Origin of the sequence: Paraburkholderia fungorum (assembly GCF_902833645.1) — a bacterium.
In the GTDB taxonomy this organism is placed as follows: Bacteria; Pseudomonadota; Gammaproteobacteria; order Burkholderiales; family Burkholderiaceae; genus Paraburkholderia; species Paraburkholderia fungorum.
On record NZ_CADFGE010000013.1, the window covers coordinates 136,746 to 152,950 of the forward strand.

General features: G+C 63.1%; 14 protein-coding genes and 2 pseudogenes. 1 reads left to right on the forward strand and 15 read right to left on the reverse strand.

The window, feature by feature from the left end:
* Positions 1-140 precede the first annotated feature (140 nt).
* The 4 genes from HWX91_RS31840 to HWX91_RS40535 all read right to left on the reverse strand — a co-directional run bounded on the left by HWX91_RS31840 (position 141) and on the right by HWX91_RS40535 (position 4,054).
* Positions 141-368 (reverse strand): heavy-metal-associated domain-containing protein, encoded by a 228-nt coding sequence (locus HWX91_RS31840; protein ID WP_028197071.1) that lies wholly within the window; start codon positions 366-368, stop codon positions 141-143.
* Positions 369-416: 48 nt separating this feature from the next.
* Positions 417-2,873 (reverse strand): heavy metal translocating P-type ATPase, encoded by a 2,457-nt coding sequence (locus tag HWX91_RS31845; protein ID WP_028197072.1) that lies wholly within the window; start codon positions 2,871-2,873, stop codon positions 417-419.
* Positions 2,870-3,097 carry a cation transporter gene (locus HWX91_RS31850; RefSeq protein ID WP_028197073.1) on the reverse strand — a complete coding sequence of 76 codons (228 nt, stop codon included), beginning with the start codon at positions 3,095-3,097 and terminating at the stop codon, positions 2,870-2,872. Before HWX91_RS31850 ends, HWX91_RS31845 begins: the two co-directional genes overlap by 4 nt.
* Before the next feature lie 630 nt (positions 3,098-3,727).
* Complete coding sequence (locus tag HWX91_RS40535; RefSeq protein ID WP_028197074.1) at positions 3,728-4,054, reverse strand: hypothetical protein; 327 nt, start codon at positions 4,052-4,054, stop codon at positions 3,728-3,730.
* Between the two features lie 341 nt (positions 4,055-4,395).
* Between HWX91_RS40535 and HWX91_RS40960 the strand changes: the two genes are divergently transcribed.
* Positions 4,396-4,620, forward strand: coding sequence for a hypothetical protein (locus tag HWX91_RS40960; protein ID WP_253958857.1), 225 nt, complete (start codon positions 4,396-4,398; stop codon positions 4,618-4,620).
* Positions 4,621-4,910: 290 nt separating this feature from the next.
* Here the strand turns inward: HWX91_RS40960 and HWX91_RS31855 are convergent, their stop codons facing one another.
* The 11 genes and pseudogenes from HWX91_RS31855 to HWX91_RS31900 form a co-directional block, all read right to left on the reverse strand.
* Positions 4,911-5,828: a hypothetical protein gene (locus HWX91_RS31855; protein WP_028197075.1), complete on the reverse strand. Its 918-nt coding sequence runs from the start codon at positions 5,826-5,828 to the stop codon at positions 4,911-4,913.
* Between the two features lie 164 nt (positions 5,829-5,992).
* Positions 5,993-6,610 carry a class I SAM-dependent methyltransferase gene (locus HWX91_RS31860; RefSeq protein ID WP_028197076.1) on the reverse strand — a complete coding sequence of 206 codons (618 nt, stop codon included), beginning with the start codon at positions 6,608-6,610 and terminating at the stop codon, positions 5,993-5,995.
* A gap of 413 nt (positions 6,611-7,023) precedes the next feature.
* Positions 7,024-7,623 (reverse strand): annotated as a pseudogene (locus HWX91_RS31865) (hypothetical protein).
* A 283-nt stretch (positions 7,624-7,906) separates the two neighbouring features.
* A complete protein-coding gene (locus tag HWX91_RS41400) occupies positions 7,907-8,641 on the reverse strand; it encodes a vitamin K epoxide reductase family protein (RefSeq protein ID WP_208647854.1) in 735 nt (244 codons plus the stop codon).
* A 211-nt stretch (positions 8,642-8,852) separates the two neighbouring features.
* Positions 8,853-10,376 (reverse strand): annotated as a pseudogene (locus tag HWX91_RS41405) (NAD-dependent epimerase/dehydratase family protein); the annotation flags it as partial.
* A gap of 387 nt (positions 10,377-10,763) precedes the next feature.
* On the reverse strand, positions 10,764-11,144 hold the full coding sequence (locus HWX91_RS31875) for a DsrE family protein (RefSeq protein WP_028197080.1): 381 nt from the start codon (positions 11,142-11,144) through the stop codon (positions 10,764-10,766).
* Between the two features lie 10 nt (positions 11,145-11,154).
* Positions 11,155-11,562: a DsrE family protein gene (locus HWX91_RS31880; RefSeq protein WP_028197081.1), complete on the reverse strand. Its 408-nt coding sequence runs from the start codon at positions 11,560-11,562 to the stop codon at positions 11,155-11,157.
* Between the two features lie 14 nt (positions 11,563-11,576).
* The gene (locus HWX91_RS31885; RefSeq protein ID WP_028197082.1) at positions 11,577-11,903 is read right to left on the reverse strand and encodes a DsrE family protein; all 327 of its coding nucleotides are present in this window, start codon (positions 11,901-11,903) and stop codon (positions 11,577-11,579) included.
* Between the two features lie 383 nt (positions 11,904-12,286).
* Entirely contained in the window at positions 12,287-14,701 is a 2,415-nt protein-coding gene (locus HWX91_RS31890; RefSeq protein ID WP_042275155.1) for a heavy metal translocating P-type ATPase, read from the reverse strand.
* Between the two features lie 117 nt (positions 14,702-14,818).
* Complete coding sequence (locus HWX91_RS31895) at positions 14,819-15,073, reverse strand: DUF2933 domain-containing protein (RefSeq protein WP_042275157.1); 255 nt, start codon at positions 15,071-15,073, stop codon at positions 14,819-14,821.
* Positions 15,074-15,293: 220 nt separating this feature from the next.
* Positions 15,294-15,539 (reverse strand): DUF2933 domain-containing protein, encoded by a 246-nt coding sequence (locus HWX91_RS31900; protein ID WP_028197084.1) that lies wholly within the window; start codon positions 15,537-15,539, stop codon positions 15,294-15,296.
* Between the last annotated feature and the right edge of the window lie 666 nt (positions 15,540-16,205).

A 16,205-nucleotide genomic window follows, 5' to 3' on the forward strand; every position in this document is an offset into this window, starting at 1 on the left:
GGTTTGCCGACGCCAGGACGGCCGGGCTTCCTCGAATTAGTGGGTGTTCGCACGAGTGCGTCCTCCAATAGCTATGGTTGTAGCCCGCATGCCGGTTTCCAGCCAAACTTCGGTTCGTCTCAATTGCGAGGTCTTAGAGTTCAATTGACGACCCGGGTCTCGTAACCAACGTCACCCAGGCATTTCGCTAGTGCGGCCAGTTCTACCTTCGTCGTGTCAAATAGCACTTCGATACGCTGGTCAAGAGCCTGCGCACGAACCTGTCGCACGCCCTGCAGCGTGGTGAGCAGGCGCGTGACGCGCTGTTCGCATTTCTCACAGTTAAGTCGCTGCTCGCCGGTAACTTCGAGGGTGACGGATTTGAACATCGCTAAAACCCTCCATTCATGACACGGTCGCTGCGGGAGACGCTCCCGTCACGACGCAATCGCCTGGGACGGCATCTGAGGCGCGTGGCCCACCGCCCTGATTGCTTCGAAGAAATAGCCGCCGCGGCCCCACAGCGAGTTGATGAAAATCGCCGTCACGCTCGCCGCCATCGCGACCATCCCCCATACCGGATAGATCAGGCCGGTGGCCGCCGCCGGAATCCCGATGCCATTGAACAGGAAGGCAAGCGAGACGTTCTGCACGATCTTCCGGTAGCTGTTGCGGCTGACCGCATGGGCCTCGAGGACGGCGCCGAGCCGCTGGTTGAGGATGATCACGTCGGCCGATTCGATCGCGATGTCCGCACCACTGCCGAAGGCGATGCCGACGTCGGCCTGCATCAGCGCCGGCGCATCGTTGATGCCGTCGCCGACCATCGCCACGCGTGCGCGCTGCTGCAACTCCCGGATCAAGACGGCTTTCCCGGCCGGCAGCACGCGCGCATGCACCTCTTCGATTCCCGCCGCGCGGGCGAAATGGCGTGCCGCCTGCTCGTTATCGCCGGTGATCAGACTCGTGCGGATGCCGAGCGCGTGCAGGCGGCGCACGGTCTCTGCGGCGTCGGGTCGCAGCGCATCGCCGAGCGCCAGCAGACCGAGCAACACGCCATCCCGCGCAAGACCGATGACCGTCAGTCCGCTCGCTTCGAGTTCATTGATGCGCGCGTCCTGAGCCGCGAGATCCACACCTTCAGCCGCGAGAAACACCGGGCTGCCGACCATCAACCGCGTTTCACCGAGGCGGGCCCGGACGCCGTGACCCGCGACGGCCTCGAATCCTTCCACCTCGGACAGCGCGATGCGGCGTTTAAACGCTTCTTCCACCACGGCCCGCGCGAGCGGATGCTCGGAGAACGCTTCGACGGCTCCCGCGAGTGCGAGCAACTCCGCTTCTGCGCACGCCACGGCGACGATCTCGCGCAAAGCGGGGCGGCCCTCGGTCAGCGTGCCGGTCTTGTCGAATACGACGCGATTCACGCGTCGCAGCGCCTGAAAGGCCTCACCGGTACGCATCGGTACGCCACGCTCGGCGGCTTCGCCCGCGCCGCGAACGATGGACAGCGGGGCCGAGATGCCTACTGCACACGGATAGCCCATGACCAGCACGCTGAGGCCGGCAAACACGGCCCGTTGCAGATCCGGCGCGCTTCCGACCAACAGGGGACCAACGAGCCAGAAGAGCGCCGCCCCGGCCGCCGTGAACAGCACGAGCGGTGTGTACACGCGCAGCACGCGGTCCACGAGATGCAGCAGACCGGGCTTGAGGGCGCGGGCGTCTTCGACGCTGCGCACCACCTGCCTGAGAAAACTTTCTTCTCCCACCACACTGACGCGCACGAGCAGCGTGCCGTGACCGTTCAGCGCGCCACTCACCACCCGGTCGCCGGCGCGCTTTTCGACGGGTAGCGGCTCGCCGGTCACCAGCGATTCATCCACGTCCGATTCGCCTGATTCGACCTGTCCGTCGACCGGCACCCGCCCGCCCGGGCGAATGCGTACGAAGTCGCCGACGCGCACCTGTTCGAGCGGCACTTCCTGTTCCTGACCGTCCCTGACGACAAACGCCACGTCAGGCTCAAGATCAAGCAGCTTCTTGACCGCCTGCGAACTGCGGGTTTTGACGATCAGCGACAACCACTCGGAAAAGATGTGATAGCTGAGCACCATCACGGTCACCGCGAAAAACGCTCCCGTCGGATAGCCGGCGGGGTGTAGTGCCAGGCCGATTGACCCACCGGCGAGCCCGGCAAAGGCCCCGAACTCAACCAGCACGTGCTGGTTGAGGATGCCGCGGCGCAGCGCCATGACAGCCATCCGCACGATGTGCTGGCCCACGCCGAACACGAGCATCAGCGCGAGCGCGCCGGTCAGCCACGGAACGGTCGCGCCGAACGTGCCGCGCAACTTGAAATAATAGATACCGGTGCCGAACATCGCGAGCAGCGCCGTGCCGCCCATCGCGCGTTGCAGGCCGTAACCGCGCAATACGACGAAGGCAAAGGCGACGAGGCTGGCAATAGAAAACACGCACAGCGGGAACCATGCACTGTCCACCGGGTAGCCGACCAGGCCCATCGAGGCAATGCTGGCCGCGAGGGCGGTGAGGAAACGTCCACGCTCGCGTACCAGTGCGCGCTCTTCCTCGTCATAGGGGCGCAGCTTGCGCGGATCGGAGACCGTATAGCCGATGTCCTTGAGAGTCTGCAGCAGATCCTCGGCACGGGCCACGCTCGGGTCATACTCGATCAGCGCCTGTTCATGGGTCAGGCTGACGGCGACCTTCTCGACGCCAGGCCGCTTGCCCAGCGCCTTTTCGATCGTGCCGGTGCACAGCGAACAGTGCAGCCCGCCGATGCGCGCCCGGATGCGCCGCCGGCCAGGCAGAGTCGACGGCTCTTCGCTCCAGAAGTGCGGAACCGATTCACCGGACGTTACTGTAGTCATGGCGAGACCCCCACATCGAAACCTATGTGTTTCAATCTTTCCTGTACCTGCTCTCCCGTAACCCGGGCCGGATTAAATGTGACTGCGATCCGCTGCGTCTGCGCTTTGACCGTCACGTCTTGTACCCCGGACATGCGTTGAAGCGCGAAGTGAATGCGGGTCTCGCAGCCGCTACAGTGGCTTTTCTCGTCTCCGGTTACCGTGAAATCGATCCGGTGTGTCATGAACTGTTCCTTTCGGTGTGGCGTGCGGTCGAAGCCTTGCCTGGGTCGACACTCTCCTTCGTCAAATCAGGAGTAGACCAGGGTTCAGCTGTACCGCGATGTACCAATGCTAGACCTTGGAGCACACTCCAGAGTCAAGAAGAATCTTGTTCGCGCGTCAACGATGGGTTGCCTTGCTGGAGACGACTTTGACGCTGCCGGCGCTCTTGCCGCTGACGGTGATCGGCTTTTTATCTGCTGGCCCTTCTCGTGCCTCGATCTCGCCCCGGCGGCCTCTGGGCCAGCGTGTTTGGCACACCGCCGTGCTTCTCATTTGCCGCCTTGGTGATCGGCTCGATGGTCTACAGCCTGCCCTTCGCCCTGCAACCCATTCTGTCTGCGTTCAGGCGCATCGACGCGGCAACGCGGCCTCCATCCATCATCGCCAGTGCGCTTTCGCAGTCGAGGGAAACGATATGAAAAAAAAATCGGCCGGCGGCAGTCGATGCCGGCGCTGTCATCGGTGCTTTGGGTGGCCCCGTCGGTCTCCGCTGAGCAGAGTTTCGTCTGCCGCAGCTAAGGGAGGCGTTTCTGTTCACAGCGCTGGAAGCCGTCATTCTCAACAAGACGATGAACCTGGTCGTCGTCGCGTCAGCTCTGCCGTTCCGCGCGCGGGCAGTTCCGTTCGATGCGGCCTTGGCCTATGGGCGAGTTATAACCAAGTGTTGGCGGGACGCCTGCTGGGCCCACTGCTCGGTATTGTTGTTTGGCCATGAGGCCGCGCACCACGGTCCTTTGCCAGTGAGCCGTGTCGTGCAAACTGTGCTCGGGCTTGTCGCCGGTGTCATCATCGGCACGGTCGCCCTTTATGATGAGTGTTGCGGGCGGGGAAACTCTTGATTCAGCCCTCGTGCTGCTCTTCGGAATCGACCTGAAGCTGGCCAGGAGCCTGAGTGTGGTGGTCAGCTTGCCGATCATGCTGACCGGCTTCGCATGTGGGCGACCGTGAGGTAGCCGACCACCTGGCGCGGACCGTAGCCGCCCGCTCGAAACCGTCATGACAGGCTCGAAAGCAATGAGTCGATTGCGCCGCCCTCGAGCCGGTCTTGTCGTGAAGGAACCGGACGTCGCTTTCACGCGTGCCGGGCTGAAATGCTTACGCCTAACCCCATTGACATGTCATCACCCCGCTGGCAGCACATGATGTACACGACGCGCGCTCATGCCTGGGTGCAGGTATAGTTAGCTCATCGTCGGCGCTTTGCCGGCCCGGAAAGTCCAGGGAGATTTTTGTGCGTATCCACGGTGCGACGGGCACGATGACGCTCATGTCGGAGACGGACGATGCACATGAGCGCGAGACTCGAGGGTTGCGCCTGGAGGCGTCGGTAGATGGCAGAACCGTCGTGCTGACCGATATCGATTGCAGAAAACCTGGCATTCTTCGAATAGTCCGCTATGAGATAACAGCCGCCGAGTTAATCGCAGCGATTCGTGCGCGCGGAACCGAATTATTGGTTGAATCCCGTAGTCGTGAACCATAGCGCGGTGAGTCTCGCGACGGATTGAATGCGCGGTGATTTCGTGCTGATCGCCGATGACCTCGACCACGACAGAAGGCGATCCGCAATGCCAGTTCTGCTCGTTGCGATCCAGCGAGATGGCAGGAATGGTGCGCTGCCGATTTCGGTACAGCGCTAGCAGCCTGGGACGTGTGCCGTGGCGAGTGCAGGAACGCCCGGGCCCATATTGACGACGAACTGAAGGCGCTGCGGTTCGTGCTGGCCCTGACCGCCAGCACGTTCTCCCTGCGCAGGAGCTCGGCGAGCTTGACCTATCGCCGCGTTCCACATGACGCCGGAGCGGTTGACGTTGCCAATGGTTTGGACGATTTCCCTTGCGCCAAAGTCGCCGCGACGTTGCGCTGCCAGCCGCTGAAGGAAGAATACGTCGCACCCAGAACCTGTTGCGGCGACACCGCGCTCCACCCTTGGTGCTGGAAGTACCTGAAATACATTGCCGTCATGCTGTACTGGGACGGAGACCAGTATGAATTGGCGGCCAGCGCGATCCGGTAAAGCTCGTCCACCGAAGCACCTTGGGAGGCGGCCAGTTCCAGCAGGCCGAGCAGAGCCGAACCATGATTGCAATCCTGAAACAGGGTCGAATTGTCGCAACAGGGCCGGAACGATCCGGTTGCGACATCGAGGACCCGTGCCTCCTGGGAGCGGCTCAGACCAACGGTATCGATGCGGTTGAAGTACACGTAGCCGTTCGGCTCCCGACCGAGCGTCCAGCCTCCCGTGCTGGCAAACGAGGGGAGCTGGATGGCATCGATCGGGCTTCTCCCGTTGAAGCCCGTTCTCGTCGACAGCCCGAGCGCCCAGAGCAGGTGAAGCAGATGCGGCGCGGTTTCCGCACTGAGGACGATCGGTTCGGTGGATGGTGCCACGAACAGCCATTCGACCCAGGCAGGCAGAAGCTGCCCCGGAGAGGTCACGGCCCGGTATTTGTCCGGATCGAGCGCGCCGGCCGCCACCAGCTTCCGGATTGAGTCGCCGAAGACGACCTGTGTCCTGATCCCGCGGCGCGGGAGAACTTCATCCATATCGATCCGGAAGTGCGCAGACGGACTATCGGGACGGATCCCGGCGGTCACCGCACCGCAATAACCCACCCCCGCAGTCAATGCAAAGATGAAATCCCGACGCGTGAAGCCGGCTGCCCGGTGTTCCGGGATTGATTGTTTCATGGCAGAGGCCCCCGCTCTGTTCCGCCGTTGACGCCCCCTGCGCCAGCGGCTTCTGTGCCCGCTTCGACCGGCGAGTCGTATTTCTTTTCAGATATGGCCGCAGTATTCCAGAGATGTTCTGGCATGCAAACGTTCGCCACCGAGCACCCGCGTGCAGGTACTGACTACCGGGTCGGTCGGGCACTCCCCTCGTACAGAAAACTCATCGGCTTGGGGCCGGGCGCGTAACCCGTGTCGATCTGGTCGATGCTGAAGCCGCCACTCTCGATCATTTGCCGGATGGGCCGGTTCAGGTGGCAGCCGCCACTGATGCACTTCCAGGCAGGCGTCAAGCGGTTCTGCCACTTGCATACGCTCTCTTCGGGCGCGAGACCGTGCTCGGCGAATAGCAGGTGTCCGGCTGGCTTCAGTACTCGGCGCATTTCCTCCAGCGCGCGCATCGCCTCCGGGATCGTGCACAGGGTCCAGGTAGTGACGACCGTGTCAACGCTCCTGTCTTCCAGCGGGATGGCCTCTGCCGACGCGTCCAGAAAAGTCACCGGTCGCCTCGCCTGCTTCGCGTTGTGCCGCGCCATGGTCATGAGTTTGGGATCGGGCTCAAGTGCGAGAATCTCTTTCACACCCGCCCCATACAACGGCAGATTCAGGCCTGACCCCGCGCCGATCTCGAGCACCGTGCCCTCGGCGCTGCCAATGATCCGTTCCCGGTAGGGCAGAAGAAACCGGTTGCGCATCACGAAGTCGCAAAGCGAGGGCAGAATGACATTGCGATAGAGACCCATCCCGTTATCCTCATTCAGGTCAGCGCTGCAGGTCGACAAAGCGCTCGCCTTGCGACGTGTTCGCGAACACGTACCTCGTCGCCAACTTAACCCAGCGGCGCTCTGTCTCCATTCGACAACGCGAGGGGGCAGCGGTTTCACCTGCTGTCGCGTCGCCCGTTGCGCAGGCGAAGACGGGCAGGATCATGTCCGCGTCGCCTGCCTACGTTCTGTGCCCGCCTCCATGCGCATCGGGGCTGTGGCCGGCGCCTGGTCCGATACCCCAGCTGGGCATAGTTCGATTGTGTCGATGGTGGCCGAACCCGGCCGGTCGCGACGGGCAGCAGGCACTCCATTCCGGCCAGTCGCTCTGCTCGAAAGCAGCCCTTCAGGATCTGCTGCACCCCGCGCAGTCGTCATCGCGGCCCGAGCCCCTACATGGGCGGCACAACCCCATCCTTCTCCACTACGATAGGTTGCGCCACCAACGCGCCCTGCTGCGCGGGCGTCGCCACCACGAATACCGTCTAGCCCGGCGTGAGGTCGCCGCGCGTTGCCGGGGCGAAGGTCACGACCGGCACATTGGCCGGCACGGTCACCCCTTGTACGAGAGCGTCTGGTCGCGACCGCTGATGCCTTCAACGACGGCATCTACGTTCCCATTCGTCATCGTACAGTTCGGACCGAGGTCCCACGCGTAGTACCCCTCACCCGTGCCGCGGGGCGACTTCCGGGAAGAGCAGAACTTCGGTCGCGGTCAGCTTGCCGTTGGCGCCCGTCATGGCTGCCGTGCCTACAACAGAACCGGGCCTGATCCCGGACGGATTGATCGCCCTGACTGCCGAGACCGTCACGGCGGGTTTGACTTCAATGGACACGGTTTGCCCGCTGCGGCGGTGCACCTTCAGCGCATCGCCATCGAGTGCCACGGGCTCGCCACGAATGCGCTCCGGCTTGACCGTCGGCGTCTCGAGCGTCCCGCCAGCGCAAGCGAGGGTGGCCAGCGTAACGCCGAGATTCATGCGAATTGAGATGGATGCTCCGTCGATGTCGGAAGAGATAAAGGCGGACCGATCCGGCTCAGGAACCGCCGGGCCGGTTGTCCTCTGGGTTGCGGTCCGAATGTCGACGATCGCCGTAGCGGTCACCCGCCGTTGTGTCAAGGCAGATTGTTTTGTGTCAAACACGCCTGTTCATTCGCAACGGGCCTTCTTGCTGCGGAATACTGACGTGCCGCGCACGAAGCTTTTCCGATCCAGCAACGCAAGTCTCGTTCGGAAAGTCGCGTTGCGTTCACGATCCTGGGGAGGCGAATTGCTACAAGACATAGCGATCCCATCCTGCGTAATGTTCGCCGCTGCGCCTGCCGCGCGGCAGACTCAGGGCGGCCAGCACCAGTCCCGCAGCGACGCTGGTCCACGACGCAGCCAATGAAGCACCGGACAGCAACCACGGAGCAATGACCAGCCACGCACCCAGGATCACGTTGACGAATCGTAGCGGCCGTGCAACCTCGGCCGTCGCAATGATGGCGACCGTCACGACGAGCGCACCGACGGCGTGATCGTTGTTCGCCATCACACCTGTCGTTGCGAAGAGCAGACGCGTAAACATCAGCAGCACACCAATCCCGACGCTGACCACCAGCGTCCAGGGCAGGGTCGCTCCGCGTCCCATGTCGATGAAGGCCGCACGCATGGACCCGAGCTCGTCCCCGGTCCCCACGGCGCCGCCCGGCATCGCGTCGCCCATCAGGAAGGTTCGCCAGAACGGCTTGCCGGCGCGGCGACTCCAGAGCAGAAACTGTCCCATTGCCACCAGTTCGTCGAGCGCAAAGGGAATCATGACCAGCATTGCCAGGGCGGCAAGCAGGCAGAGTGTGCACCAGGTACCGATTACGATCGGCTGGATGACGATGAAGTAGATACTCACGATGCCGAGCGGAACCACCAGGATGCCGAAGAAGGTCACCATCCAGGGCATTGTGCGCCAGCGTGTACGACTTCCCATCGCGGCCATGAGGATTTCCAGCGCGTAGCTGACGGCGCCCAATCCCGCATCCGGAATGGGCCACGCTTTCGAAACAGCGGACGTGATGAGTCAGCTGGCGCGCAATGATCAGGCCGACGAGGCCCATTGCGATGATCGGCAGCCGTTGCGTCCACGTAGACGGACAGTAGGTCCATCCGGGCGGAACTGTTGAGGTATCCATCATCCCTTCCATGCTCATCCCCGGCATCATCGGCACGAGGACCGCCAACGCTATAACCAGCATGCCGATGACCAGGTCGTTGTTGTACGCTGCGGCACCTGGTGCCCAGAAAACCAGCGGCGCAAACAGTAGCCACAGGCCGACGACGGCATTTACCCATGGCGCCCAACTGGTTCTGCGCGAAAGCGACAGCGTCCCAAACAGCATTACAAGCGCGCCGCTCACGACATCACTCCAGCCGAGCATGGCAGCGCGCCATTGCGGTGAAGCAAGCCCGCGGTCGACGGTGACGTGCTGGAGCGCGGGACTGACGAAAAACGTTGTGTCGAACATTCCGAAAACGAAAGGGCTCGCGACCAACCATGCGCCCAGCCCGATGTTGACGAAATGAGTCCAGAGCGTGCGCCGATGCTCGGCCGACATCATCTCCGCGTGCTTGCGCGATGCCCGTTGCTGCGCCGCAACTTCCTGAATCTGCCGGGCTTCGACCGGGCTTTCCGGGGATGCCGCGCGTGTCTCGCCGGCTACCAGCGCCTCGTTGAGCCTGTTCTGTCCATACCATCGCGTGGGCGCGGACTTTAACGCGTCAAGGATCACTGGCAGCGAATCTCGAAGGGAATGCGCGGGCACCCAATCGAGCGTCGTCCGGGCGCGCGTCACGTCGAGCTCGTAATGATCATCCGCGAGGTCGACCATCCACGGTTTGATAAATGAATCTTCGTCGAGGACCTCGTCTTCGAACCATGCTCCGATTTTCGCGAACGGTTTTGGCACCTGCTTCGTCTCCCACGTGTCTCCGTGCAAGGTCTGCGCCACGGTCTGCTGCACTTCGCCATAGCTCATGGTGTCCGGTTCGCCCACCAGCAGGGTGAATTCAGACGGTAACGTTTTGCGTTTCTCGATCAGCCGAAGCAAAGCATCGCAAACGTCTTCCAGATGGACGAACGCCTGTCCGCGACGGATATCGCCAGGGTAAAAGTGACCCAGCACGTCGCGTTCGCGAATCCTGGCGATCTGGTGCGCCAGAAACGTGTTGCGTCCGTCGTCGTCGTAGACGCCTGCCAGACGCAACAGGACGACAGGAATGTCACCGTGCTGTTCACGGATCAGAGCCTCAGTTTCGACTTTGGACATCGGATAGGGCCAGCGCGGGTCGATCGGCGAGGATTCGGTGATGGGCTCACCCGGTTCTGTCGGCGCATGGACGAGCATGGTGCTGCTGAAGATGAACTGCTCGACTTCGAACTGCCGGAGGTAACGCAACAGGCGTTCCGTGCCCCGGACAGTTATTTTTTCGTACTCCGGATTGGGCTCCCCGGACAGGTCATAGTAGGCAGCCAGATGAATCACGGACGCGATCCGGTTCCCGTACGCGATACGCACTCTCTCAAACGCGGCGTCCACTCCTTCGTCCGACGTGAGGTCGATACAGACGCATTCCGCATCGGGGGGAGGTTGATGGGAGGCCACGCGGTCAAAACCGACTATCGTGAATTGGCCCGCGAGTCTGTTGACCAGTGCCGATCCAATGAAACCGCTGGCTCCAGTGACAATGACGACGGGCAGGTCATCCATAGCTCACTCCACGATGATGGGTGTGGTCAAGTCAAGATAGCGCCTCAGGGGCGTCATCTGGAGGTCGGCTGGACCACATCATCTGGTGAGCCGTCGGTCCATGCCCCGCAGTGCGCAACAGACCGCCTCGCGAGTTGCCAACGGGACGTTGAAACAGCAACCTGGCGGTCGCCCCGATGTGGGTCTGAATGAACAACGAATCCAAGCTCTCGAACGCGACGCCGCGAGGTTTGCGTCCCATGCATCTCGCAACGACCGTACCTGGCTGGCCCCAGGTGCGAACCACAGCAGCGAGCCGCCAGAAGAGCTCACCAGGACCCTGGCGCGGAAGCCGGCGTCAAGAGGGCTTCGCAGGCAGAACGCCGCACGTTGGGCGTTTTGCCTGCGTTACCAGTGCCAGACCTGGTCGTGGGCGGCGAAGAGTTCCGGCAATCGCTCGTGCCCGACCTTCCTGGCGCCCGGGATGACCTCATCGTCGGCAATGCCACGCTCGACAAGGTCGTCGGTCAGGACGTAGACATTGATACCCTCGTCCATCAGGGATGCGATGTCGCTCCCGATCCGCGGCGGCCGGGTCTGGTCCCAGGAACCGAAAGACAGGCCCGACGCGTCCTGCCCTTTGACCGCGTAGTTGACGGCATTCCCCCGAAGAAGCACGGACAGTTCGGCACCCGCCCCTTTCAACGCCGCAGTGAGCCACACGATCGTGTCATCCTGTTCCTCCAGCGTCGCGCGATAGGCGCTCTCCACGATGTTAAGTGCTTTCATGACCGCCTCCTCAACGTGTCCCGATAACGAGCGTGTTATCCGACGCCTGTGCCATCTTCCAGAAGTCGCCCGGCGAGCCTCTGCGCACCCCTTCCACCGCCTCACCGACGCCGCGTTCGTCGACACACAGACCACAGTTCACCCAGTCTATCCTGCCGCCGTTCCGTTCGGCTTCCCTGATCAGGGAAGCAACCACATCCTTCGGCAAAAAGTGATTCTCGTCCTCCGCGTCCCGGCGATGCACGGGATTCGGATGGGCCTGCTGCCTTGCAAACGTCATGCCGACCGCGCCTTCGTAGGCGAACACATTGACGGTATAGCCGCGTCGGGCAGCGATATCGATTAGCCGGAATGCAGTGGTGGACCGCGCGCTCTCGTACGGCGCGTCCATCAGGGCGATGGTAAGTGTCCTGCTCATGACGCTCTCCCTGCTCAGTGCCACAGCGCTTTCGCGCCGTCGGCAAGATGGTCGACCACTACATCGAGCGGCGCCGCCTCGACGCCGGCCAGCAGCCGATCGGGCGAGATACCGCGCTCGCGCAACGAGAAGTCGTCAGCGAGTACGGTAACGTCCGCGCCGACGAGCGTGGAAAATCCGGTGTCGCGGGCGCCCGCACGCACCGGCAGTACGCCGTTCTGCACCAGGAATATTGTCACCTCGTTGCCGTCGGCCCGCAGGCGTAGCGCAAGGTCGGCAAGGAACCCGACATCATTCGATTCGAACGGGTCACGCGATTCGATCAGCAGATATTTCGCCATTTCTCTGTTCTCCTTGTGATGACAGGTCGTGACAGCAGCCCATCACGGGCGCGCCTGCCGTTGTTGCAGCTGCGAAACCTGAGACGTACGCCCAATGTTCTGTTGGACTAATGGCCAAACGCAGCATGCCGAACAGTCGCGAGTGACAATCTCATTCAACAGCACTGAGGCGAGGCCCCCGACCGCCGGGAAACCGGATCGCGGTGCATGCCGGTTTCGACCGTGTGCGCTGGACACATGCCATACGGGCCGTATTTGCAATCGTTTTTCGTGCACCCGCCCCAGTAGGTCGGTTCGTTGGTGAGGCTGCGTGGCAATCGGCGGACCGATGAACAACCGCGGCAAGATCGGGCGGCCCGCTCCGCTGGCGTACGGGCGCGCAATCACAGCCGAACCCGGTTCAGCCGCAGCGCATTCATTACCACGGACACCGAACTGAAACTCATGGCCGCAGCCGCGATGACCGGTGAGAGCAACAGGCCGAAGAACGGATACAGCACGCCGGCCGCAAGCGGTATGCCGAGCGCGTTGTAAATGAACGCGAAGAACAGGTTCTGCCGGATGTTGCGCATGGTGGCGCGGCTCAGGCGCCGTGCCCGCACGATCGCCCGCAGATCACCCTTGACCAGCGTGACGCCAGCACTTTCCATGGCGACGTCAGTGCCCGTGCCCATGGCAATTCCGACGTGCGCCTGGGCGAGCGCGGGCGCGTCGTTGATGCCGTCGCCCGCCATCGCCACGATACGTCTGTCTGCCTGCAAACGCTTCACTACTGCGGTCTTCTGCTCGGGTAGCACGTCGGCGAACACCTGGTCGATGTCGAGCTTGCGGGCCACCGCGTCGGCGGTCACGCGGTTGTCGCCGGTGAGCATCACGACCTGTAGCCCCTCCGCGTGAAGCGCGCGGATCGCTTCCGGTGTGGTGTCCTTGATCGGATCGTTGACGCCGATAAGTCCCGCCGGCTCGCCATCCACTACCACGAACATCACGGTCTGGCCTTCCGCTCTCATGGTCGCCGCCTGCCTGTCCAGCGCGGCGGCACCGACGCTGAGCGCGTCCAGCAGGCTGCGGTTGCCGATGCCTACTTCATGGCCATTCACGACGCCGGTCACGCCCTTGCCCGTGAACGACCTGAAGTCGGCGACCGGCAACAGCGCCAGCCCCTTCTCCTGCGCGCCAGCGACGATCGCGCTCGCCAGCGGATGCTCGCTGGCTCGCTCGAGGCTTGCGCCGAGTTGCAACACCTGATGATCATCAAATCCCAACGCCACCATCACGGCCGTGAGTTTCGGCTTCCCCAGCGTGAGCGTGCCCGTCTTGTCCACGACCAGCGTGTCCACCTTCTGCAGGGTCTCCAGCGCCTCCGCGTTCTTGATAAGGACTCCCGCACTGGCGCCGCGGCCCGTGCCGACCATGATGGCCATCGGCGTCGCGAGCCCCAGCGCGCATGGACAGGCGATGATCAGTACCGCAACCGCGTTGATGATCGCATGGGCCATCCGGGGTTCCGGCCCCCAGCCGCCCCAGACTGCCAGGGTGATGAGGGCAGCGACGATTACGGCCGGAACGAAGTAGCCGGATACGACATCCACCAGTCGCTGAATCGGCGCGCGGCTACGCTGGGCTTCGGCGACCATGTGCACGATCTGCGCGAGCAGCGTCTCGGCACCCACCCGTTCGGCGCGCATGACAAGGGAGCCGGTGCCGTTCAGCGTCGCGCCAATTACGCGCTCGCCTGCCTGCTTTTCGACGGGAATAGGTTCGCCCGTCACCATCGACTCGTCGACCCCGCTCGTCCCTTCTGTCACCACGCCGTCCACCGGGACCTTCTCGCCCGGTCGCACCCGCAGCAGGTCCCCCGGTCGAACCTGCTCCAGCGGAATGTCCTCTTCGCGCCCGCCGTCCCGCACAATGCGCGCAGTTTTCGGAGCGAGACCGAGCAGCATACGGATGGCGGCGTTCGTATGGCTGCGCGCCCGCAACTCCAGCACCTGACCGAGCAGCACCAGCGCCGTGATGACAGCCGCTGCTTCGAAGTACACCGGCACGCTCCCGTCGGGCATCCGGATACTGGACGGGAAGACGGACGGCATCAATCGCGCCACTGCGCTGTAGCCCCAGGCGACGCCTACGCCCAGAGCGATGAGCGTGAACATGTTCAGGCTGCGGTTGACCACCGACTGCCAGCCGCGCACGAAGAGTGGCCAGCCACACCACAGAACGGCCGGTGTGGCGAGCCCAAACTCGAGCCACTGCAGCGTGTCGTGTGAGATGAGGCGCGACGCGGCGGCTGGCCAGAGATCGGCACCCATCGCCATGAGGAACACGGGAAGCGCGAGCGCGACGCTGGTCCAGAAGCGCCGTGTCATGTCTGCCAGTTCCGGGTTCTCCTCTGTGGGTGCAGCAACCTTCGGTTCGAGCGCCATGCCGCAGACTGGACAGGCGCCGGGGGCGCCGCGCACGATCTCAGGATGCATCGGGCAGGTATATTCGGCCGGCGTGACTGAAGCCAGGGCGGGAATTTCAGGTTCCAGTGCCATCCCGCACTTCGGGCAGGTGCCAGGTCCCGGCTGGCGGATCTCCGGATGCATCGGACAGGTATAGCTGCCGACTGCGTTGCCTGCCGCCGGTGCTGCCGCGCCGGACGGCGGATGCGCGATGTATCTGGCAGGATCCGCCTCGAAGCGCTGCAGGCAGTGCGCCGAACAGAAGTGATACGTCCGCCCCTGATGCGATGCGTGAGCCTCCGCAGCATTTTCCTCGACGGTCATCCCGCATACGGGATCAGTGTTCACCATGATCGCTCCTTCCCTCCTCGACGCGCTGCGTGCGTCCTGTTGTCGAAGCCGCGCGCTTCTTCCAGACGGCTGCGCTCCGGGGCGCAGCCGAACCCGTGGTATTACAGTCCGCCGCATTTACAGCACGGCAGCGGGAACTATTCTTTGCCCGCCGGTCGCCGCCCGTGCCGCGCCCGCGCCGGACTCGTCACGATGCTCCTGACGTGAACCCATGTCGTTCATCACGAGTAGCATCGACAAAGGGCACACCAGAAACAGCAAGGCGGGCTCGAGCCTGATGAGGAGGCTCCGGAATGCGGGGAAGGCGCCATATGCGACCGCGAGCGCGGCCAGGCCGACGCTGGTCGCAAGCACCGCTTTCGTGCATTTCACCGTGTGACTCCTCGCGCGATCTCCCGTTGCCTCCAGAGAGCGCCAACAGGTATGTCACGTCGACCGCAGGAACGGGATGCCCTCGGTCGCCTGCGTCATGCATGAGGCTTGCCGCCCGAGGCCCTTGCAGCGATTTCGCGAGCTTCACGCACCCGCTTGGCTCCCTGCAGCGTCTGGACCGCGGACGAACGGAACAACATCAGCATCGGCACGGAGGGCATCAGTCCTTGCCCGCGGGCCGCCGTTCGGGTTCTCGCGTGGTGCTCGAGCCTGACTCGTCACGATGATCCTTGGACGAATTCATACCTTTCATCATGAACAGCATCGACAACGGGCACAGCAGGAACAGCAGGTAAGGTCCCAGGCTCAGGACAGTGCTCTGGAATTGCGGGAATACGACATATGCGACTGCCAGCACGGCCAGCAGCCCGGCGCCGGTGGTGAGCATGGTTTTCGTGCACTTCATGGTGTTCCTCCTGTATCGATCTTCTGTTATGCCAGGAGATCGGTGAAGACGGGCACGTCATTTCGACATGTCGGGTCTGGATCCTGTCGGCATCGGCGCGGATCATGTTCTCCATCGTCCGCATCGCGTTTGGGCCGCCCGTCCATACCATGGTGGCTTCCCTGACGTTCACGGCGCTCTCTTTGCCCCTTGCAACATCCGGCCCGCGACCGGTCGGCCGGTGACACGGGTAGCGGAAGTGGCAGTTCCGCTGGGTGGCCCCATCCCGGACACCTGCAAAGGGGCGGGGCCCCATCCACGATTTCACTCTAGACGTTCCTCCAATTGGAATGTCAAGGCCTTTCAACCGCACCCAACTGCACAACAGACGAAACCATCTGAGGCTCGACGTCGTATGAAGAAAAGGTGTCGCGCCGGCAGCGCGACCTTCCTCCAGGGATCACGATGTCCGGGCAGGATGACGTCGCAACGGATCAGATTCGCACTGCATCATGCCGGTTTGACCCCAATCACGGCCCCCGCGATCAGGGAACGGGGCGGCCACCGGAAAGCATGCCTTCAGGCACCTGTTCCTAGCACCCTTTTGTCCGATTAACCGGGGTTGCTTCGACCTGGCCCGGCAAAGGCGTTTTCATCATCGCCAACCCGATGCCTTGCCGCCATCTG

Bases quoted from the DNA above. Each gene is read 5' to 3' on its own strand.
- HWX91_RS31840 (WP_028197071.1), bottom strand. From the start codon at position 368: ATGTTCAAATCCGTCACCCTCGAAGTTACCGGCGAGCAGCGACTTAAC.
- HWX91_RS31845 (WP_028197072.1), bottom strand. From the start codon at position 2,873: ATGACTACAGTAACGTCCGGTGAATCGGTTCCGCACTTCTGGAGCGAA.
- HWX91_RS31850 (WP_028197073.1), bottom strand. From the start codon at position 3,097: ATGACACACCGGATCGATTTCACGGTAACCGGAGACGAGAAAAGCCAC.
- HWX91_RS40535 (WP_028197074.1), bottom strand. From the start codon at position 4,054: ATGATCGGCAAGCTGACCACCACACTCAGGCTCCTGGCCAGCTTCAGG.
- HWX91_RS40960 (WP_253958857.1), top strand. From the start codon at position 4,396: ATGACGCTCATGTCGGAGACGGACGATGCACATGAGCGCGAGACTCGA.
- HWX91_RS31855 (WP_028197075.1), bottom strand. From the start codon at position 5,828: ATGAAACAATCAATCCCGGAACACCGGGCAGCCGGCTTCACGCGTCGG.
- HWX91_RS31860 (WP_028197076.1), bottom strand. From the start codon at position 6,610: ATGGGTCTCTATCGCAATGTCATTCTGCCCTCGCTTTGCGACTTCGTG.
- HWX91_RS31875 (WP_028197080.1), bottom strand. From the start codon at position 11,144: ATGAAAGCACTTAACATCGTGGAGAGCGCCTATCGCGCGACGCTGGAG.
- HWX91_RS31880 (WP_028197081.1), bottom strand. From the start codon at position 11,562: ATGAGCAGGACACTTACCATCGCCCTGATGGACGCGCCGTACGAGAGC.
- HWX91_RS31885 (WP_028197082.1), bottom strand. From the start codon at position 11,903: ATGGCGAAATATCTGCTGATCGAATCGCGTGACCCGTTCGAATCGAAT.
- HWX91_RS31890 (WP_042275155.1), bottom strand. From the start codon at position 14,701: ATGGTGAACACTGATCCCGTATGCGGGATGACCGTCGAGGAAAATGCT.
- HWX91_RS31900 (WP_028197084.1), bottom strand. From the start codon at position 15,539: ATGAAGTGCACGAAAACCATGCTCACCACCGGCGCCGGGCTGCTGGCC.